Genomic DNA, 16,579 nt, shown 5'->3' with positions numbered 1-16,579 from the left:
GAGGCGATGCCCCCGGATGAATCCCGGAGCGAAGGAACCCGAGCCTAAGCGAGGGCCGAACGCAGGGGCCCAGCGTTTTGGTTACTTTTTGGCGTCTGAAAAAGTGACTCGCCGTAAGGGCGAAACCGCCAGCCGCAACACCCAAAAAAACGGATATTCACCCAAAACCCCAAGAACCTGGTCGGCCCAGAGGCCGCCAAGTCAAACCACCCCAGCCAAATCTAAACCCGAGCCTGACTCTTGCTCCAATCCGTCAACAAACTATAAGCCACCGCCAACAACGTAGGCCCGATAAACAGCCCGATAAACCCAAACGCAATCAACCCGCCAAATACCCCAAGCAACACAATCACCAACGGCAGATTCCCGCCCCGGCTGATCAGATAAGGCTTCAACACGTTATCCACGCCACTGATGATGAACGTCCCCCAGATCCCGAGAAACACCGCCATCCCGTATTCACCTTTCCAGGCCAGCCAGGCCGTGGCCGGAATCCACACCAACGGTGGCCCCATCGGAATCAGGCTCAACAGGAACGTCACGATCCCCAGCACCAGCGCCCCCGGGACCCCGGCAATCAGGAACCCGATCAACGCCAGAATCGCCTGCGCCGCTGCCGTACCGATCACCCCGTTGACCACCCGCTGCACAGTGCCGGCCACCAGCTCGATGTAATACCCGGCACGCTCGCCAATCAGCCGCTCCAGCAGACCGTGCACAAACGCCGCCAGTCGCGGCCCGTCGCGATAGAAAAAGAACACGAAGACAATGCTCAGGGTCAGCTCGAGGATCCCGCCGCCGATCTGCGCACTGCGCGCCAGCAACCAGTTGCCGACCTGCCCCAGATACGGCTTGATCGACACCATCAGCGCTGCGCCCTGCTGATCGATGCTGTTCCAGACCCCGACCAGCCGCTCGCCGACCAGCGGCACGCTGCCGAGCCAGGCCGGTGCTTCCGGCAGGCCGTCGACCTGTACATCCTTGATGAACGCCGTGGCATCGCGCACGTGATCGGCCAGGTTGAACCCCAGCCACACCAGTGGCGCCGCCACCAGCAGCATCCAGCCGAGGGTCAAAATAGCCGCAGCGAGCGATTCGCGGCCATTGAGCCAACGGGTCAACAGACGCATCAGCGGCCAACTGGCGAACGCCAGCACCGCGCCCCAGAACAGCGCCGACCAGAACGGCGCCATCACCCACAGGCTGGCACCAAACAGCACCAGCAAAAGGATCTGCACCAACAGCCGATCATTATTGAGCATGTAAAGTCTCGAAGAAGTCAGTCGGACAAAGAGTAGGCGAACACGCCATGCGTGCACGTCGGATGCAGCTTATCGCAACAGATCAATGCGCAGGCCAGCGCCGTCGGCGCTCCCCGCCTCCATCCGCGCCGCGCGCACGCCCTGACCGATCAATGCCTGACGCCAGGCCTCGGCCTTCGGCCCGGCAATCGTCACGCGCTGGGTGGTGTCGAGGTTCAAGCCACGGGAAATCAGTCGTAGCCAGGTGTCATCCGGGTCTCCGGTCAGCTTGGGAAAGTCCAGTTCGCCGGTGCTTTTGAGCTGTCGCAACAGCGTGGCCGAGGTCGGCAGCAACTCGCCCAACGGCGCGCCCGCTTCGAACTGTTCGACATGCAGGTAGGCTTTGCGATTGCCACGGGTGATGCTGTAGAGCGCCACCAGGGTGTTGTCCTTCGGTGCGGCCAGACGCAACAGCAGATAGGCCTGTTGCTCGTCGGCACCGTACAGCTTGGCATTGCCGAACACTTCATTGGCCCACAGGCTGCTTTCGCCACAGTCGCGGGCCTGGCACCAGAACAGCAACTCGGCGTCCTGCTTTTGCAGGGCTTCGCGAGCAGCAGTGAAGGCTTCGGTGGCGGAGTGTTCCGGGGGCAATTCGTAGGTGACCGAAGTGGTCTGGCCGCGCGCGGTGACCTGGCCGTCGAAGCGCAACTGGCCGCTGATCTTGCGGATCGAGCCCAGCGGATAGATCCGCTCGAGCTCCACCGGAGGGCGATAGTCGACAATCTGCGCATCGGCCAGGCGCGGCACGATCTGCAGATCCTGGCTGCCTGGCACATCGGCAGCGAAGAGAACGGGACTGAAACAGCACAGCGCCAACAGACTGAGTGACCGCATAGTCAGGCTCATCGGATCGGCATGGCTTGGCGGGTCGGGGTCGCAGCGGTATAGAAATCCATCGTGTTTGTCTCCCATTTCAACCCGCCCAGCCTCGACAGTTGCCCGGTGCAAGTCAAGGAATGGCGAAGAAGCGATTGAAACAGTCTGCGACAAGGTCGGCACCGGACTCATCGTTCAGATGCAAATGATGCCCGCCCGCCAGCTGTTCCTGGCTAAAGGGTAGACGCTCCAGCAACTCCGGATGTCTGGCCAGCATGCCGTCGGCGGCTACCACCAGTTGCGCCGGACAGGTGATGCGCTGGACGAACGCCATCGCCTGTTCCTGAGTCAGGCGCAACGGCGATGGCAGAGTCAGCCGATTATCAGTGCGCCAGGTATAACCGCCGGGCACTGGCATCAGGCCGCGTTGCGCCAGCAGCTCGGCGGCTTCGCGACTGACCGCCACCAAGCCCTTCATCCGGGCTTCGATGGCACGATCGAGGGTGTTGTAGACCGGTTTGCGCTTCTCGCGCAGGTCCAGCTGCGCCTGCAAGGCCATGCCCATACGCTCGGCAGCGTTTTCGCCTTTGTCTGTAGGCGGAATCACCCCGTCGATCAATGCCAGATGAGTGATGCGCTCTGGCAACGACCCGGCCAGCACCAGCGAAACGATCGCGCCCATCGAATGCCCGAGCAGGCCGAAGCGCTTCCAGCCCAATTGCTCGGCGACCTGCAACACGTCGTGCGCATAGTCCCACAGCGCATAACCGGCGCCGTTCGGGCGATGCCCGGAATGCCCATGCCCGGCCATGTCCAGGGCAATGATGCGCAGGCCTTTGAGCCTGGGCGCCAGGCGCGCGAAGCTGTTGGCGTTGTCGAGCCAGCCATGCAGGGCGATCACTGGCAGACCGTCCTCGGGGCCGAACAAGTGCGCCGCCAGTTCGATATGCGGCAGGCTCAGGCGCACTTCTTCGAAGGTCGGGCTCATGCGCAGTCCTTCTGCTGGCGGCGCTCCCAACGCGTAAACAGCTCTTTGAGCAGGCGCGCGGTGTCTTGCGGACGTTCGAGCGGGAACATGTGCCCGCCGGGCATGCTCAGGGCTTCACCCTGGGGCAGACGCCCGACGAACCGCGTGTGATGACGCATGACCACCCGGCTCTTGTGCCCGCGCACCACGGCCAGCGGCACCTGCAATTGGCGCGTACGGCCCGGGCTGGTGTGCGGCACGCCGCGATAGATGCTGATTTCGGTGGCTGGGTCGAAGCGCAGGCGCAACTTGTCACCAACCGTCTGCAGCCCGTGTTGCAGGTAGGCATCGAAGCATTCCGGATCAAAACCGCGAAACAGGGTCTTGCCGGCAAAGTAGCTGCGCGCCGTGTCGAGGTCGGCGAACTCTTCGCGCCGCCCCAACGTACGTCCGGCCGGGGTCAGTTTATCGATGAAGCCGAAGCGCTTGGCCGCGCGGATCACCCACTGGTCTGTGCGAGTCAGCACCGGCGAGTCGAGCATGACCACGCCGCGATACAGCTCAGGGCAACGCAACGCCGCGTGCAGGTGCAACACACCGCCAAACGAATGGCCGACGCCCCACACCGGCTGATCCTGTTGCTGCAGATGGTGGATCAGTTCGTCGACCAGGTTGTACCAGTTGTCGTCCGCCGGGAAACGCGGGTCATGGGCATGTTGCTCCAGATGCGCAACCCGGTACTCGGGCGCCAGCGCCGCGAACAACTTGCCGTAGGTGCCCGAGGGAAACCCGTTGGCGTGGGTGAAAAAGATCGGTTGCGACATGCAGGTTTATCCATGAGCGGAAACATGCCGCTGATTGTCCGCAAGAGCGCGGCCCTGAGCAATGACCGTAACTGCCAGGAATGATGACAGTCCGGTCATGGCGATGGCGCATCTGACCTCAACGCGCCGGCGGTTGCTCACCCAATGGCACCACTGCCATGGTCAAACGAGACACACAACTGGCCTTGCCTTCATCGCTGGTCAGGCGGATGTCCCAGACATGCGTGGTGCGGCCGATGTGAATCGGTTTGGCCACTGCGCTCACCCGACCGCTGCGCAAACCGCGCAAATGGTTGGCGTTGATCTCCAGCCCAACGCAGTAGAACTTGCTGGCGTCGATGCACAGGTAACTGGCCATGGAACCGACGGTTTCCGCCAGCACCACCGAGGCGCCGCCGTGCAGCAGACCGTAAGGCTGGTGGGTGCGGTGGTCGATGACCATGCTCGCCGTCAACGACGTTTCGTCGAAGGACTCAAAGCGGATATCCAGCACTTCGCCGATGGTGTTTTTCTGGATTGCGTTCAACTGCTCGATGTTCGGAGTGGTGCGCCACAAGGTCATCGCAGGCTTCCTTTGTTGTTTTGATCGTCATTCAATCCTGCCACAGCACCGCCTCGCTGCGCGCGCTCCATTCTTCAAACCGCGCACCGTAAGTGTCTTCGATGACGTTGCGCTTGATCTTCAAGGTCGGCGTGAGAAAACCGTTTTCCACCGCCCAGCTGTCCTTGACCACCACCAGTCGGCGCAGGCGCTCGTGCTTGTCGAGCACGGCGTTGACCTCTTCGAGCAGCTTCTCCAGGCTCGAATGCAGACTCGCCCGCGCCTCCTCCTGATTGACGTTCGACAGCACGCACAAGCCCAGCGGCGCACTCAGACCATCGCCAACCACGCAGACCTGTTCGATCCGCGAATGCACCGCCAGCCGGTTTTCAATCGGCGCCGGGGCCACGTATTTGCCTTTGCTGGTCTTGAAGATTTCCTTGAGCCGGCCGGTCAGGCGCAAACGCCCCTCGGCATCCTGTTCGCCCTTGTCGCCGGTACGCAGGAAGCCGTCCTCGGTGAGGGTCTCGGCGGTTTTCTGCGGCTCCTTGAAATAGCCAAGCATGTTCGCCTGACTGCGCACCTGCACCTCACCGGACTCGTCGATCCGCACCTCGACCTCCGGGCACGGCTTGCCGATCCAGCCTTGCTTGTACTGACCCGGCAGGCAGATGTGCGAATAGCCGCAACTCTCGGTCATGCCATAGACCTCCAGCACATCGAGGCCGAGTTTCCGATACCAGCTGAGCAGGGTCTGCGGCACCGGTGCCGCACCGGACAGGGCAACGCGCAAGGCATCAAGGCCCAACCCGGCCAACACCTTGTGCCCGACCCGCTTGCCAATGAATGGCAGGCCAAGCAGGAAATCCAGGCGTTTGGCCGGGATCTTGCCGTACACGCCCATCTGGAATTTGGTCCAGATGCGCGGCACGCCGAACATCGCCGTGGGCCGCGCCCGCTGCAGATCGGTGATGAAGGTGTCGAGGCTTTCGGCAAAGAACACGGTTTGCCCGGTATAGATCGCCGCCAGTTCAACGAACATTCGTTCGGCGACATGGCACAGCGGCAGGTACGACAGCAGGCGGTCTTGCTCGTTGAGCCCGAACAGTTGCGTGCCGCGTGTCGTGGCAAACCCCAGATTGGCAAAACTGTGCATCACGCCTTTGGGCAGTCCGGTGGTGCCGGAGGTGTAGATGATGGTCGCCAGTTGTTCGGATGCCGGGCGTGGATCGTCCTGGATCGGCGAGCTCCCTTGCAGGTCATCCCAACTGAAATCGAACTCGCCGGGCGGATGCAGCGGCAGACTGATGGTTGGCAAATCCGCCGGCACACCGACCGACATGCCCGGCCAGTCATCGAGCTTGCCGATGATCGCCAGCACGCTTTCCGAATGTGTCAGGACCTGATTCACCGAGTCTGCCGTGAGGTTGGGATACAGCGGCACCGAGACGTGTCCGGCCATCCAGATCGCCAGATCGGCAATGATCCAGTGCGCGCAGTTTTTCGAGATCAGTGCAATGTGGCTGCCTTGCGGCAATTCCCGTGCGCGCAGCCAGTGCGCGGCGCAACGGGCCTGATGGCCGACATCGGCCCAGGTCAGCGTCTCGACCTGCCCGCCGCCAATGGGCTGCACCAAAAAACGCTGGCGCGGATGCCGGGCCTCACGCTCGTAGAACACGTCCAGCGGCAAACGGAAGGCGGCAGACATGCGACTCGCTCCTGTTTTTTGGGTCTGGAGCAAGCGTAGTCAACCAAGCAAGTGCTTGGTTGGATTTTTTACCAAAAGAAACAAGATCAAAAGATCGCAGCCTGCGGCAGCGCCAACAGAGATCTGTGCAGGCTGCGATCTTTTGCTGTTAAGGGTGCTTGAGGCTGTTGAGGGTCATCGAGCCAATCAACAACTCAGGACTTTCCAATTCGGCCAGGCCAGCGGTGCTGACCTTCTCCGGCGGATAACCGGCGCCGTGCTGCAGATAGCTGAGCAGATTGCCCACCAGCGGGTTATGGCTGACCAGCAGCACATTGCTCACCGACACCAGTTGATCCGCCACCTTGTCCGGATCGCTCTCCGGCGTCAGCCAATCGACAGTGCGGATCTCCGGCTCGAAACCCAGAGCCTCGCGAACGATCTGCGCAGTCTGTTGTGCGCGCAGATAAGGGCTGGCGTAAATCGCCGTCAGCGGCTGACCGATCAATCGGGCTGCGCTGCTCAAGGCCTCTTGGCGACCGTGCGCGGTCAGTTCCCGTTCGGAGTCGGGGCACGAGCCATAAGGCACGGCCTCACCGTGACGCAATACCCAGAGTTTCATAGCTTGGGTTCCTCATCGCGGGCCGGATGCGGGGCTGGCGGCACGGCGTGCGGCGCCTCGCCTTCCGGGGCACGCGGGGTCGGCCAGTCGGCGAACGGCCAGGGTTTCTGGTCGCTGTGAAAGCTGCCGAAGCGGCCGATCTGCGCGAGGAACTGGCTCAGACTGTCGCCGAAGTTCATCAGGCTGGCGCTCGGCGCGCCATAAATCAAACGATAGATCAGTTGCACCAGCACCACCGCGCCGAGGATGAACTGTGCCACTTGCCAGACCAGCACGTAGACGATCATCCACAACACCCGCAGGAGGATGGATTCGTACTTGGCTTCGGTTTTCGGATCGTTCATGGCTCGCTTCCTGTTGAATCAGTTGAAACCGCTGGTGGAAATAAAGTCGACGTCGGTTTTCGGCTCGGCCCGCATCAGTAGACCGATCACCTGCTCCAGCGTGCGTCCTTCAAACAGGATCGCATGCAGCCCGGCGACCAGCGGCATGTACACGCCAACCTCCTGGGACTTGGCCTTGAGCACTTTCAGGGTGTTGACCCCTTCAGCGACTTCGCCCAGACGCGACACGGCTTCATCAAGGCTCAAGCCCTGACCGAGGGCAAACCCGACCTGATAGTTGCGGCTTTTGGGTGACGAGCAGGTCACGATCAAGTCACCGACCCCGGCCAGACCGAGGAAGGTCATCGGGTTGGCGCCCTGGTTCACCGCGAACCGGGTCATCTCGGCCAGGGCGCGAGTGATCAGCATGCTCTTGGTGTTCTCGCCCATCTCCAGCGCTACCGCCATGCCGGCAATGATCGCGTAGACGTTTTTCAACGCGCCGCCCAGTTCGACACCGAAACGGTCAGCACTGGCGTAAACGCGGAAGGTGCGACCATGCAACGCAGCCTGTACCGCTTTGCAGAGTTCTTCGTCTTCGCTGGCAACCACCGTGGCGGTCAGCGCGTGCTCGGCGATCTCCCGCGCCAGGTTCGGCCCGGACAGCACGCCGATGCGCGCCTGCGGGGCGATTTCTTCGAGGATCTGGCTCATCAGTTTGAAGGTGTGGGCTTCGATGCCCTTGGTCAGGCTGACCAGCATCTTGCCACTCAGGCGCTCGGCATGAGCGGCCAGCACCGTGCGCAGGGCGCTCGACGGCAGCGCGACGAAGCACAGTTCGCAGGCGTCGAGGGTGGCCTGCAGGTCCGTGACCGCAGTCACCCCCGGCAGGATCTTGATGCCTTTGAGGTAACGCGGATTCTCGCGATTGACCCGGATGGCCTCGGCCTGCTCGGGGTCGCGCATCCACTGCAGGACTTGATGGCCGTTCTCGGCCAAAAGATTGGCCACGGCGGTACCAAAACTTCCGCCTCCCAGGACCGCAATCGGGCGCTGTTCAGTCATATGCAATCCGTTAATCCATACCAGTGGCGATGCCGGCATTATACGGGGCGTCCGGGTCGCGGCCAGCCCCTGCGTCAATTACCGACACTTGTAGGAAGAAGACCAATAAAACCTAGGAAAATGCCAGCATCGTGACTGGAAAAGTCACTGTGCTCGGTTAACATGCGCGCCAATTCTTTGTGATCAAGGCTGTGTCGTGTCTTTTGGCTCTCCCCCCTCACGTTCGTCCCTGTTGCTGGCGCTGCTGTTCAGCCCGGTGTTGCAGGCGGACGACCTGTTTGTCGACAGCGAAACGCTGCCGCAGGTGCTGACGGCCACACGCCTGAAACAGACACCGGCGGAAGTGCCGGGGAGCATGACCGTACTCGACAGTGAATTGATCAACGCCAGTGGCGCCCGCGACATCAGTGAGTTGCTGCGGCTGGTGCCGGGAATGATGGTCGGCAACATCAGCGGCAATCAGGCGGCGGTCAACTATCACGGGACCAATGCCAGCGAAGCGCGACGCATGCAGGTGCTGATCGATGGCCGCTCGGTGTACCGCGCGGGCCTGGCCACGGTGGACTGGAGCGACATTCCGGTGGCCATGGAAGACATCGAGCGGATCGAGGTTTTCCGTGGGCCGAACACCGTCAGCTACGGCGCCAACGCGCTGATGGCGGTGGTCAACATCATCACCCGTAACCCCGCAGACAGCCATGGCACGCGCCTGAAGTACACTCGCGGCCAGCGCGGCATCAACGATTTCTATGCCAGCCAGGGTACGGGCTGGAACGGCGGCGACTTGCGCCTGTCGCTGTCCGGCCAGGAAGACGATGGCTTCGACAGCGACCGCACCGGCGCCGATTACCGCGACAGCCGCCATTTGAACCGCTTCAGCCTCGCCGTCAGCCAGACTCTGAGTGACAACCAGAGCCTCGACTGGCAGGTCAATGCAAAGGACGGTACCAACCAGCGCCCTTATACCTACCGCCCGGTGTTCTCGGGGATTACCGCTGCCGGGAACAATTCCGACGTGATCGCCAAGGATTACGCCGGCTCGGTGCGCTGGAATCTCGACATCAATCCGCAACACAGCCTTTATATACAAGGCTCGGCGCAGCACTGGGATCGCCAGCAAGTGTGGCGCGCCTGCGATGCCGAAGTGTCGTTCAGCCCGCAACTGACCCAACTGTGGCAGCTCAACCCGAACTACACCGAACGCCTGGCACGCAATATCACCCGCTTCACCGGCCCCGGCCCGGAAGCCGGAACGCCACAGGAAATGGCCCTGGCCAATCAAGTGCTGGATCAATGGCGCAACGGTGACAGCCAGACCTTGTGTGGCGACATCGATCAAAGCGCCCGCGAATCACGCTACGATCTGGAATTGCAGGACACTCTCAGCCTGTCCGACAGCCTGCGGCTGGTCAGCGGCATGAACTATCGTTACGACCGGGCCGACTCCGAGACCTACTTCAACGGCACGCTGGACGACACCACGTGGCGTGCGTTCGGCCAATTGGAATGGCGTGCCAGTGAACACTGGCTGTTGCAGGGCGGCGCCATGTTTGAAAACACCCAATTGATCGGCAGCTCGCTGACGCCCCGCTTCGCCGTCAACTACCTGATCAACCCACGCCATGGCCTGCGCGCGGTGTACTCGGAGGCGATCCGCTCGCCGGACATGTTCGAGAACAACGTCAACTGGAGCTATCAGGTGAGCAACCTGCGACCGTCCGCCTATGGCCAGTCTTCGGCGCGCTACTTCGTCAAAACCCGTGGCCCGGGCAATCTCGATCAGGAACACATGCGCTCGCGCGAACTGGGCTACAACGGCTATTTCGCCGAGCTAGGGCTAGCCGTGGACGTGAAGCTGTTCTACGACGAAATCACCGGGATGATCAGCGAGCCGCTGCGCAACAACCAGTACATCGCCAGCAACGCCAACAGCTCACGCTTTCGCGGCAGCGAAACCCAGCTCGACTGGCGCCTGAGCATGGTCGATCGCCTGCGCTTCACTTACGCTTTCGTCGACGCCGAAGCGAGCAATCCGCTGGATCAGCAATTCACCTCGCGCAACAGCGGTTCTGCCGGCTGGCTGCGTGATTGGGGCCACGGCTGGAACAGCGCGCTGTTCTATTACGGCGACAACGCGCTCAACGGCTACCGCTTCGAGCGCGTCGACACGCGCATCGCCAAACGCATCGCTCTGGGCAAGGCGCAACTGCAACTGGCCGGCGTGCTGCAGCAGCGGCTCGACAACCAGCCGACCACTTTCGTCGACAACAATTACGACGAACGCCGGGTGCTGTACTTCAGCGCCGAGCTGGAGTTCTAGGGTGCGCTACGCCACGCCAAACAAGACGCCCACCCTTGGCCACTGGCTGGCGGGTGCCTGTCTGTTCTTGACCGCGTGGCTGCACGGCGTGGCGGTGCAAGCCGCAGATATCCTGTTGACCGGCGCCGAAGAAAGCCCCGGGGTGCAAGCCTTCGTCCAGGCCCTGAGCGAGCTGCGCCCCACTGACAACGTGCGGTTCCAGCCACTGACCAGCCTGCCGGCGCCGGGCAAGTTGCCGAGCAATCTGCGGATGATTCTGCTCGACCTGCCCAGCCTCGACTGGCGCCTGCAGGAATCCCAGGGGCCGGCGACGCTGGTGTTGCGCATCAGCCGATTGCAAGCGCGGCAACGCCTGGGTGGCGCACAACCGCCGCACTTGAGTCTGCTGTGGAGCGACCCGCCGCTGGGGCGGCAACTGCAACTGATTCGACGGATTCTGCCGCAGGTGCGCCGGGTCGGCGTGCTGTTCGACCAGCACAGCGAATTCCTGCTCAAGGAGCTGCACCAGGCTGCTGCGCCGCTGAACCTGCAAATCGTCAGCCAGCGTTGGGACAACACCCAGGACAGTCGCCCGTTGCAAAGCGTGCTGAGAAACAGTGACGTGCTGCTGGGCCTCGACGATCCCGATCTGTACAACCCGAAAACCGCGAAAAACCTGTTGCTCAGCAGTTACTCCCGGCAAGTGGCGCTGGTCGGGCCGAACGCGGCGTTCGTGCGGGCCGGCAGCCTCGCCAGCACTTACAGCGATCAGCCTGACTGGCTGGCGATCCTTGACCAGTTGCTCGATCGCCCGCCGGCGATGTGGCCGCGAACGCTCTACCCCGATCGTTTCAAGGTCTCAAGTAATGTGCAGGTCGCTCGTTCCCTGGGTATCGAGCCAATCGATGAAGCGTCTGTTGCCCGCCAGTTGGCTGAAGGAGAAAGCCACCCATGAATCTGCGTCGCCGCTGGGACATCAACACCCGCACGCAATTGATCAGCCTCGGCCCGGCCTTGCTGCTCACGCTGCTGCTGATCAGTTTCTTTACCTTCGTGCGGATTCAGGATTTACGGCAGGAGCTCAATCACACCGGGCAACTGATCGCCAATCAACTGGCGCCCGCCACCGAGTACGGGGTGATTTCCGGCAACAACGAAGTGCTGGAAAGCCTGCTCAAAGCGACCCTGGCCACACCGAACGTGCGCTTTCTGGAAGTGCAGGACAGCGCCAACCGGATTCTCGCCTACGTTGAGCAAGCCGCCGACGCGCACAACCGCCCGCATCAGGTCGAGGTGTTCCAGGCCCCGGTGCGCCTGCAACGGATCGCCCTCAACAGCGATTTTTTCCACGACGCCAAAGCCAGCAACAACGTGACCAGCGAGGATTACCTGGGCCGGGTAATCGTCGGTCTGTCCAACGATGCCTTCAGTCAGCGCCAACAGGAAATTCTGCTCAAGGCCGGGATTCTGGCGTTGTTCGCCCTGCTCTTCACCTTTGTTCTGGCGCGGCGTCTGGCCGGCAGTCTGTCAGCGCCGATTCGCGATATCGGCAACGCGGTCAAGGCGATTCAGCAAGGCGACTACAAGACTCCGCTGCCGATCGTCGATGACACCGAGTTGGGCGCGCTGTCGCAGCACATCAACAACCTCGCCCAGGCACTGGAGCAAGCCAGCCGCGAACAGCATCAGGCCATGGCGCAACTGATCCAGACCCGCGAGGAAGCGGAAAAAGCCAACAATGCCAAATCCGATTTCCTGGCGATGATGAGCCACGAACTGCGCACCCCCATGAACGGCGTGCTGGGCATGTTGCAGTTGCTGGAAACCACCGACATGACCGAGGAGCAGATCGAGTACGCGGCGCTCGCGTCCGAGTCCACCGAACACCTGTTGAAAGTCATCAATGACATCCTCGACTTCTCGCGGATCGAACGCTCGGAGCTGGAGCTTGAGCACATTCCGTTCAACCTCGCCGACCTGATCGGCGCGTGTGCCCAGTCGTTCCAGCACAGCGCGGTGCAGCGTGGCCTGGACCTGAACCTGCGGATCCCCGAGGACATGCGCGCCTTGCAGGTGCAGGGCGACCCGACGCGGATCCGGCAGATTCTGGTCAATCTGGTGGGCAACGCGTTGAAGTTCACCGAGCGTGGCCGGGTCAGCATCGAGGCGCAGTGGCAGTCGCTGGATCACGAACTGCTGTGGTTCACCTGTTCGGTGCGTGACAGCGGCATCGGCATCTCCTCGGAAAGTCTGGAGTTGATGTTCAACGCCTTCCAGCAGGCTGACAGTTCAATTTCCCGGCGCTATGGCGGCACCGGCCTCGGCCTGCCGATCGCCCGCACCCTGGCCGAACGCATGGGCGGGACGTTGCGCGCGCAAAGTGAAGAAGGCCTGGGCTCGGTGTTCACCCTGGAAATCCCGCTGGCCTTATATAAGCAGACATTGCCGCCGCTGGCGGCACCGCGCGCGGCCAATGGCAACGGGCATGGCGAGGGGCGCCATGTGTTGCTGGTGGAGGACAATCCGGTCAACCAGACCGTGATCGAGGCGATGCTGCGCAGCCTGGGCTTCACCGTCAGCGTCGCCACCGATGGCGCGCAGGCGGTACGCAGCGCTGAGGGCAATGAGTTCGAAGTGATTCTGATGGACTGCCGGCTACCGATCATCGACGGCTATGAGGCGACCCGGCAGATTCGCCAACTGCCTGGACGCGGCGAGGTGCCGATCATCGCACTGACCGCCAACGCGCTGCAGGGCGACCGCGAAACCTGCCTGTCGGCGGGCATGAACGATTACCTGGCGAAGCCGTTCAAACGCAATGACCTACAACAGATTCTGCAGCGCTGGGTGCAGTAGTGACGGTTTTTCGACCATCTGCGACTGGCGTGAAAAGCGAAAGTGCGGCAGTCTTAGGCACCCGAACGAGCCTCAAAAGAGGCTTGAATAAAAATTTCAGTGCACAAGTGTACATTCATGTCCTTGGTGCTGTGACTTTCACCACAACGCAATAGTCTATGAGTAGGCTGCCGGTACGAGGCATGAACGCGTCGATCGGCCGGGAAGATTTGCCCCACCTGCCGCATGGGATTATTGAGGAGCTCGCATGACCAAACAAAACGCCTTTACTCGGGAAGACCTGCTGCGCTGCAGTCGCGGTGAGCTGTTCGGCCCAGGTAACGCGCAACTGCCCGCCCCGAACATGCTGATGGTGGATCGCATCACCCTGATCAGCGAAGAAGGCGGCAAGTACGGCAAAGGTGAATTGGTCGCCGAGCTGGATATCAACCCTGACCTGTGGTTCTTCGCGTGCCACTTCGAAGGCGATCCGGTGATGCCGGGCTGCCTCGGTCTGGACGCCATGTGGCAACTGGTCGGCTTCTTCCTGGGCTGGCAAGGCCTGCCGGGCCGTGGCCGTGCGCTGGGTTCGGGCGAAGTGAAATTCTTCGGCCAGGTCCTGCCGACCGCCAAGAAAGTCACCTACAACATCCATATCAAACGCGTCCTCAAGGGCAAGCTGAACCTGGCCATCGCCGATGGTTCGGTGACTGTCGACGGTCGCGAAATCTACACCGCCGAAGGCCTTCGCGTCGGCGTGTTCACCTCCACTGACAACTTCTAAGGGTTATTCGCATGCGCCGCGTCGTTATCACTGGTCTGGGCATTGTTTCGTGCCTGGGCAATGACAAAGAGACCGTCTCCGCTAACCTGCGTGCAAGCCGCCCTGGCATCCGGTTCAACCCGGAATATGCTGAAATGGGTCTGCGTAGCCAGGTTTCCGGCTCCATCGACCTCAACCTTGAAGAACTGATCGATCGCAAGATCTATCGTTTCGTCGGCCACGCAGCGGCTTACGCCTACCTGGCCATGAAAGACGCCATTGCTGACTCCGGCCTGACCGAAGAGCAAGTGTCCAACCCGCGTACCGGCCTGATCGCCGGCTCGGGCGGCGCGTCGACCCTGAACCAGATGGAAGCGCTGGACATCCTGCGCGAGAAAGGCGTGAAGCGCGTTGGCCCATACCGTGTAACGCGGACCATGAGCAGCACCGTTTCCGCGTGCCTGGCCACGCCGTTCAAGATCAAGGGCCTGAACTACTCCATCGCTTCTGCCTGCGCCACCAGTGCTCACTGCATCGGTACCGCCATGGAACAGATCCAGATGGGCAAGCAGGACATCGTCTTCGCCGGTGGCGGTGAAGAAGAGCACTGGAGCCAGTCGTTCCTGTTCGACGCGATGGGCGCCCTGTCCAGCAAGCGCAACGACACCCCGGAACAAGCCTCCCGCGCCTACGACGCCGACCGTGACGGTTTCGTCATCGCTGGCGGTGGCGGCATGGTCGTGGTTGAAGAGCTGGAACATGCGCTGGCCCGTGGCGCCAAGATCTACGCCGAAATCGTTGGCTACGGCGCAACGTCCGACGGCTACGACATGGTTGCCCCAAGCGGCGAAGGCGCGATCCGCTGCATGCAGATGGCAATGTCCACCGTCGACACCCCGATCGACTACCTGAACACCCACGGCACCTCGACTCCGGTCGGCGACGTCGCGGAAATGAAAGGTGTGCGCGAAGTGTTCGGCGACAAGGCGCCTGCGATCAGCTCGACCAAGAGCCTGTCCGGTCACTCCCTGGGCGCCGCTGGCGTTCACGAAGCGATCTACTGCATGCTGATGATGGAAGGCAACTTCATCGCCGGTTCCGCCAACATCGACGAGCTGGACCCTGAAGTGGCCGATCTGCCGGTGCTGACCAAGACCCGCGAGAACGCCACCATCAACACCGTGATGAGCAACAGCTTCGGCTTCGGCGGCACCAACGCCACGCTGGTGCTGAAGCGCTGGGAAGGCAAGTAAGTCCCCGCTGCAGAGCCACACATGAAAACGCCCCGACTGGTTCGGGGCGTTTTTTTTGGCCTGTAGAAAGTCGCGGAAACACCACCGATCCCTGTGGGAGCTGGCTTGCCAGCGATGACGTCAGCACAGGCAATATCAATGTTGTCTGAAACTCTGCTATCGCTGGCAAGCCAGCTCCCCCGGGAATCCCGGTTTGCTCAGGAGATGAAACTTCTGTCATGAAACTTCCCACCCTGCGACCGAATGTCGCGGATTACGCGGGCTACAGCACTGTTGCAAAAACCGCAACAACACCTTGCGCAAATCAATCGTTTACTTAGCAAGCTAACAAATCATATAAAAGAGTCCTGCACACGCCTTGCTGCAGATAACTTGAGATTTGGAGCTAGCAGATGACTGTAAAAGTAACTGAACGCGACGATTCACACATGTCCCACGAAGGCGTAGCCGCCGGTGTACGGATCTGGGATGTGCATCAACAAGACTTGCTGGTCGGCATGTTCCACAACGAGATCGACGCCCACAACTACAAGGCCGAACTTGAACTGCAGGAACAGCAGCGGGATCTGAAATCCGCTTAGGCGAATATTGAACCTGTGGCGAGGGAGCTTGCTCCCGCTGGACTGCGCAGCAGCCCCTGCTTTAAAACAAGGGCCGCTCCGCGCCCCGGCGGGAGCAAGCTCCCTCGCCACAGTTTGTCGTTATTACAGCTTTATCGGTTTACCACATCAGGTCATCAGGGATCTGATAGGCCGCGTACGGATCGTCCTCGGCATTGACCTCTTCGGTCTGCACGTTGAGCTGCACGATACGCTGCGGGTCGCGCTCCTGGATCTTCAGGGCCGCTTCACGGGGGATCACTTCGTAACCGCCGGCATGGTGCACGATCGCCAGCGAACCGCTGCTGAGTTTGTTGCGCATCAGCGTGTTGACCGAGATGCGCTTGACCTTCTTGTCGTCAACGAAGTTGTAGTAGTCCTCGGTGGTCAGCTTGGGCAGACGCGAGACTTCGATCAACTGCTTGACCTGCGCGGCACGAGCCTTGGCCTCGGCCTTTTCCTGCTGCTGACGGTTCAGCTCCTGGTCGCGCTTGACCTTCTCGGCCATGGCTTCCTGAGCGGCGCGCTGCTGCGAATCATCCAGTTCGGCCTGCCCCTTGTGGGCCAGGCGCTGTTGCTTCTGCTTGTCTTTGCTGACCTGCTTGGCCTGCTTTTGGTTGACCAGGCCTGCTTTGAGCAACTGGTCGCGAAGGGAAAGGCTCATTAATGCTTACTCACTTG

General features: G+C 61.5%; 16 protein-coding genes. 6 read left to right on the top strand and 10 right to left on the bottom strand.

The features are described 5' to 3' along the window. Window positions 1-221: 221 nt before the first annotated feature. The 9 genes from B1722_RS24850 to B1722_RS24810 all read right to left on the bottom strand — a co-directional run bounded on the left by B1722_RS24850 (window position 222) and on the right by B1722_RS24810 (window position 8,149). Window positions 222-1,262 carry an AI-2E family transporter gene (locus B1722_RS24850; protein WP_047295744.1) on the bottom strand — a complete coding sequence of 347 codons (1,041 nt, stop codon included), beginning with the start codon at window positions 1,260-1,262 and terminating at the stop codon, window positions 222-224. A 69-nt stretch (window positions 1,263-1,331) separates the two neighbouring features. Next, window positions 1,332-2,138, bottom strand: coding sequence for a DUF4892 domain-containing protein (locus B1722_RS24845; protein ID WP_041067467.1), 807 nt, complete (start codon window positions 2,136-2,138; stop codon window positions 1,332-1,334). A 115-nt stretch (window positions 2,139-2,253) separates the two neighbouring features. Continuing rightward, a complete protein-coding gene (locus B1722_RS24840) occupies window positions 2,254-3,108 on the bottom strand; it encodes an alpha/beta hydrolase (RefSeq protein WP_041067470.1) in 855 nt (284 codons plus the stop codon). Then, window positions 3,105-3,911, bottom strand: coding sequence for an alpha/beta fold hydrolase (locus B1722_RS24835; protein WP_041067473.1), 807 nt, complete (start codon window positions 3,909-3,911; stop codon window positions 3,105-3,107). The genes B1722_RS24840 and B1722_RS24835 overlap by 4 nt, the downstream gene beginning before the upstream one ends. A gap of 118 nt (window positions 3,912-4,029) precedes the next feature. Next, window positions 4,030-4,473 carry a hotdog fold thioesterase gene (locus B1722_RS24830; protein ID WP_041067477.1) on the bottom strand — a complete coding sequence of 148 codons (444 nt, stop codon included), beginning with the start codon at window positions 4,471-4,473 and terminating at the stop codon, window positions 4,030-4,032. Window positions 4,474-4,504: 31 nt separating this feature from the next. After that, a complete protein-coding gene (locus B1722_RS24825; RefSeq protein ID WP_041067480.1) occupies window positions 4,505-6,160 on the bottom strand; it encodes an AMP-binding protein in 1,656 nt (551 codons plus the stop codon). A gap of 148 nt (window positions 6,161-6,308) precedes the next feature. Then, window positions 6,309-6,761, bottom strand: a complete 453-nt coding sequence (gene sixA / locus B1722_RS24820) for a phosphohistidine phosphatase SixA (protein ID WP_041067483.1) — start codon at window positions 6,759-6,761, stop codon at window positions 6,309-6,311. Further along, entirely contained in the window at window positions 6,758-7,105 is a 348-nt protein-coding gene (locus B1722_RS24815; RefSeq protein WP_007968953.1) for a DUF4389 domain-containing protein, read from the bottom strand. The genes sixA and B1722_RS24815 overlap by 4 nt, the downstream gene beginning before the upstream one ends. An 18-nt stretch (window positions 7,106-7,123) precedes the next feature. Beyond that, a complete protein-coding gene (locus B1722_RS24810; RefSeq protein WP_047295760.1) occupies window positions 7,124-8,149 on the bottom strand; it encodes an NAD(P)H-dependent glycerol-3-phosphate dehydrogenase in 1,026 nt (341 codons plus the stop codon). Window positions 8,150-8,345: 196 nt separating this feature from the next. On the opposite strand from B1722_RS24810, the gene B1722_RS24805 reads away from it, so the two are divergent. The 6 genes from B1722_RS24805 to B1722_RS24780 all read left to right on the top strand — a co-directional run bounded on the left by B1722_RS24805 (window position 8,346) and on the right by B1722_RS24780 (window position 15,880). Further along, window positions 8,346-10,469: a TonB-dependent siderophore receptor gene (locus tag B1722_RS24805; protein WP_086794716.1), complete on the top strand. Its 2,124-nt coding sequence runs from the start codon at window positions 8,346-8,348 to the stop codon at window positions 10,467-10,469. 1 nt (window position 10,470) lies between these two features. Continuing rightward, window positions 10,471-11,403, top strand: coding sequence for an ABC transporter substrate-binding protein (locus tag B1722_RS24800; RefSeq protein WP_086794715.1), 933 nt, complete (start codon window positions 10,471-10,473; stop codon window positions 11,401-11,403). Further along, window positions 11,400-13,304, top strand: a complete 1,905-nt coding sequence (locus B1722_RS24795) for a response regulator (protein ID WP_086794714.1) — start codon at window positions 11,400-11,402, stop codon at window positions 13,302-13,304. The genes B1722_RS24800 and B1722_RS24795 overlap by 4 nt, the downstream gene beginning before the upstream one ends. A 247-nt stretch (window positions 13,305-13,551) precedes the next feature. After that, the gene (gene fabA, locus B1722_RS24790) at window positions 13,552-14,067 is read left to right on the top strand and encodes a 3-hydroxyacyl-[acyl-carrier-protein] dehydratase FabA (protein WP_003227150.1); all 516 of its coding nucleotides are present in this window, start codon (window positions 13,552-13,554) and stop codon (window positions 14,065-14,067) included. Between the two features lie 11 nt (window positions 14,068-14,078). Further along, window positions 14,079-15,299, top strand: coding sequence for a beta-ketoacyl-ACP synthase I (fabB, locus tag B1722_RS24785; protein ID WP_003227152.1), 1,221 nt, complete (start codon window positions 14,079-14,081; stop codon window positions 15,297-15,299). Between the two features lie 392 nt (window positions 15,300-15,691). Continuing rightward, on the top strand, window positions 15,692-15,880 hold the full coding sequence (locus tag B1722_RS24780) for a hypothetical protein (RefSeq protein ID WP_003227153.1): 189 nt from the start codon (window positions 15,692-15,694) through the stop codon (window positions 15,878-15,880). Window positions 15,881-16,019: 139 nt separating this feature from the next. On the opposite strand, the gene B1722_RS24775 is transcribed toward B1722_RS24780, so the two are convergent. Beyond that, complete coding sequence (locus B1722_RS24775; RefSeq protein WP_007968960.1) at window positions 16,020-16,562, bottom strand: DUF2058 domain-containing protein; 543 nt, start codon at window positions 16,560-16,562, stop codon at window positions 16,020-16,022. Window positions 16,563-16,579 lie beyond the last annotated feature (17 nt).

It is taken from the genome of Pseudomonas sp. SCPG-7 (assembly GCF_002156405.1).
Taxonomy (GTDB): domain Bacteria; phylum Pseudomonadota; class Gammaproteobacteria; order Pseudomonadales; family Pseudomonadaceae; genus Aquipseudomonas; species Aquipseudomonas parakoreensis.
The sequence above is the reverse complement of the archived record's forward strand: the minus strand, read 5'-3'. Positions and strand labels throughout refer to the sequence as shown.

What these genes read in the sequence shown, in the direction of transcription:
- B1722_RS24795 (WP_086794714.1), top strand. Translation starts at nt 11,400, where the DNA reads ATGAATCTGCGTCGCCGCTGGGACATCAACACCCGCACGCAATTGATC.
- B1722_RS24830 (WP_041067477.1), bottom strand. Translation starts at nt 4,473, where the DNA reads ATGACCTTGTGGCGCACCACTCCGAACATCGAGCAGTTGAACGCAATC.
- B1722_RS24850 (WP_047295744.1), bottom strand. Translation starts at nt 1,262, where the DNA reads ATGCTCAATAATGATCGGCTGTTGGTGCAGATCCTTTTGCTGGTGCTG.
- B1722_RS24840 (WP_041067470.1), bottom strand. Translation starts at nt 3,108, where the DNA reads ATGAGCCCGACCTTCGAAGAAGTGCGCCTGAGCCTGCCGCATATCGAA.
- B1722_RS24775 (WP_007968960.1), bottom strand. Translation starts at nt 16,562, where the DNA reads ATGAGCCTTTCCCTTCGCGACCAGTTGCTCAAAGCAGGCCTGGTCAAC.
- B1722_RS24780 (WP_003227153.1), top strand. Translation starts at nt 15,692, where the DNA reads ATGACTGTAAAAGTAACTGAACGCGACGATTCACACATGTCCCACGAA.
- B1722_RS24810 (WP_047295760.1), bottom strand. Translation starts at nt 8,149, where the DNA reads ATGACTGAACAGCGCCCGATTGCGGTCCTGGGAGGCGGAAGTTTTGGT.
- fabA (WP_003227150.1), top strand. Translation starts at nt 13,552, where the DNA reads ATGACCAAACAAAACGCCTTTACTCGGGAAGACCTGCTGCGCTGCAGT.
- B1722_RS24825 (WP_041067480.1), bottom strand. Translation starts at nt 6,160, where the DNA reads ATGTCTGCCGCCTTCCGTTTGCCGCTGGACGTGTTCTACGAGCGTGAG.
- B1722_RS24815 (WP_007968953.1), bottom strand. Translation starts at nt 7,105, where the DNA reads ATGAACGATCCGAAAACCGAAGCCAAGTACGAATCCATCCTCCTGCGG.
- B1722_RS24845 (WP_041067467.1), bottom strand. Translation starts at nt 2,138, where the DNA reads ATGCGGTCACTCAGTCTGTTGGCGCTGTGCTGTTTCAGTCCCGTTCTC.
- B1722_RS24835 (WP_041067473.1), bottom strand. Translation starts at nt 3,911, where the DNA reads ATGTCGCAACCGATCTTTTTCACCCACGCCAACGGGTTTCCCTCGGGC.
- fabB (WP_003227152.1), top strand. Translation starts at nt 14,079, where the DNA reads ATGCGCCGCGTCGTTATCACTGGTCTGGGCATTGTTTCGTGCCTGGGC.
- sixA (WP_041067483.1), bottom strand. Translation starts at nt 6,761, where the DNA reads ATGAAACTCTGGGTATTGCGTCACGGTGAGGCCGTGCCTTATGGCTCG.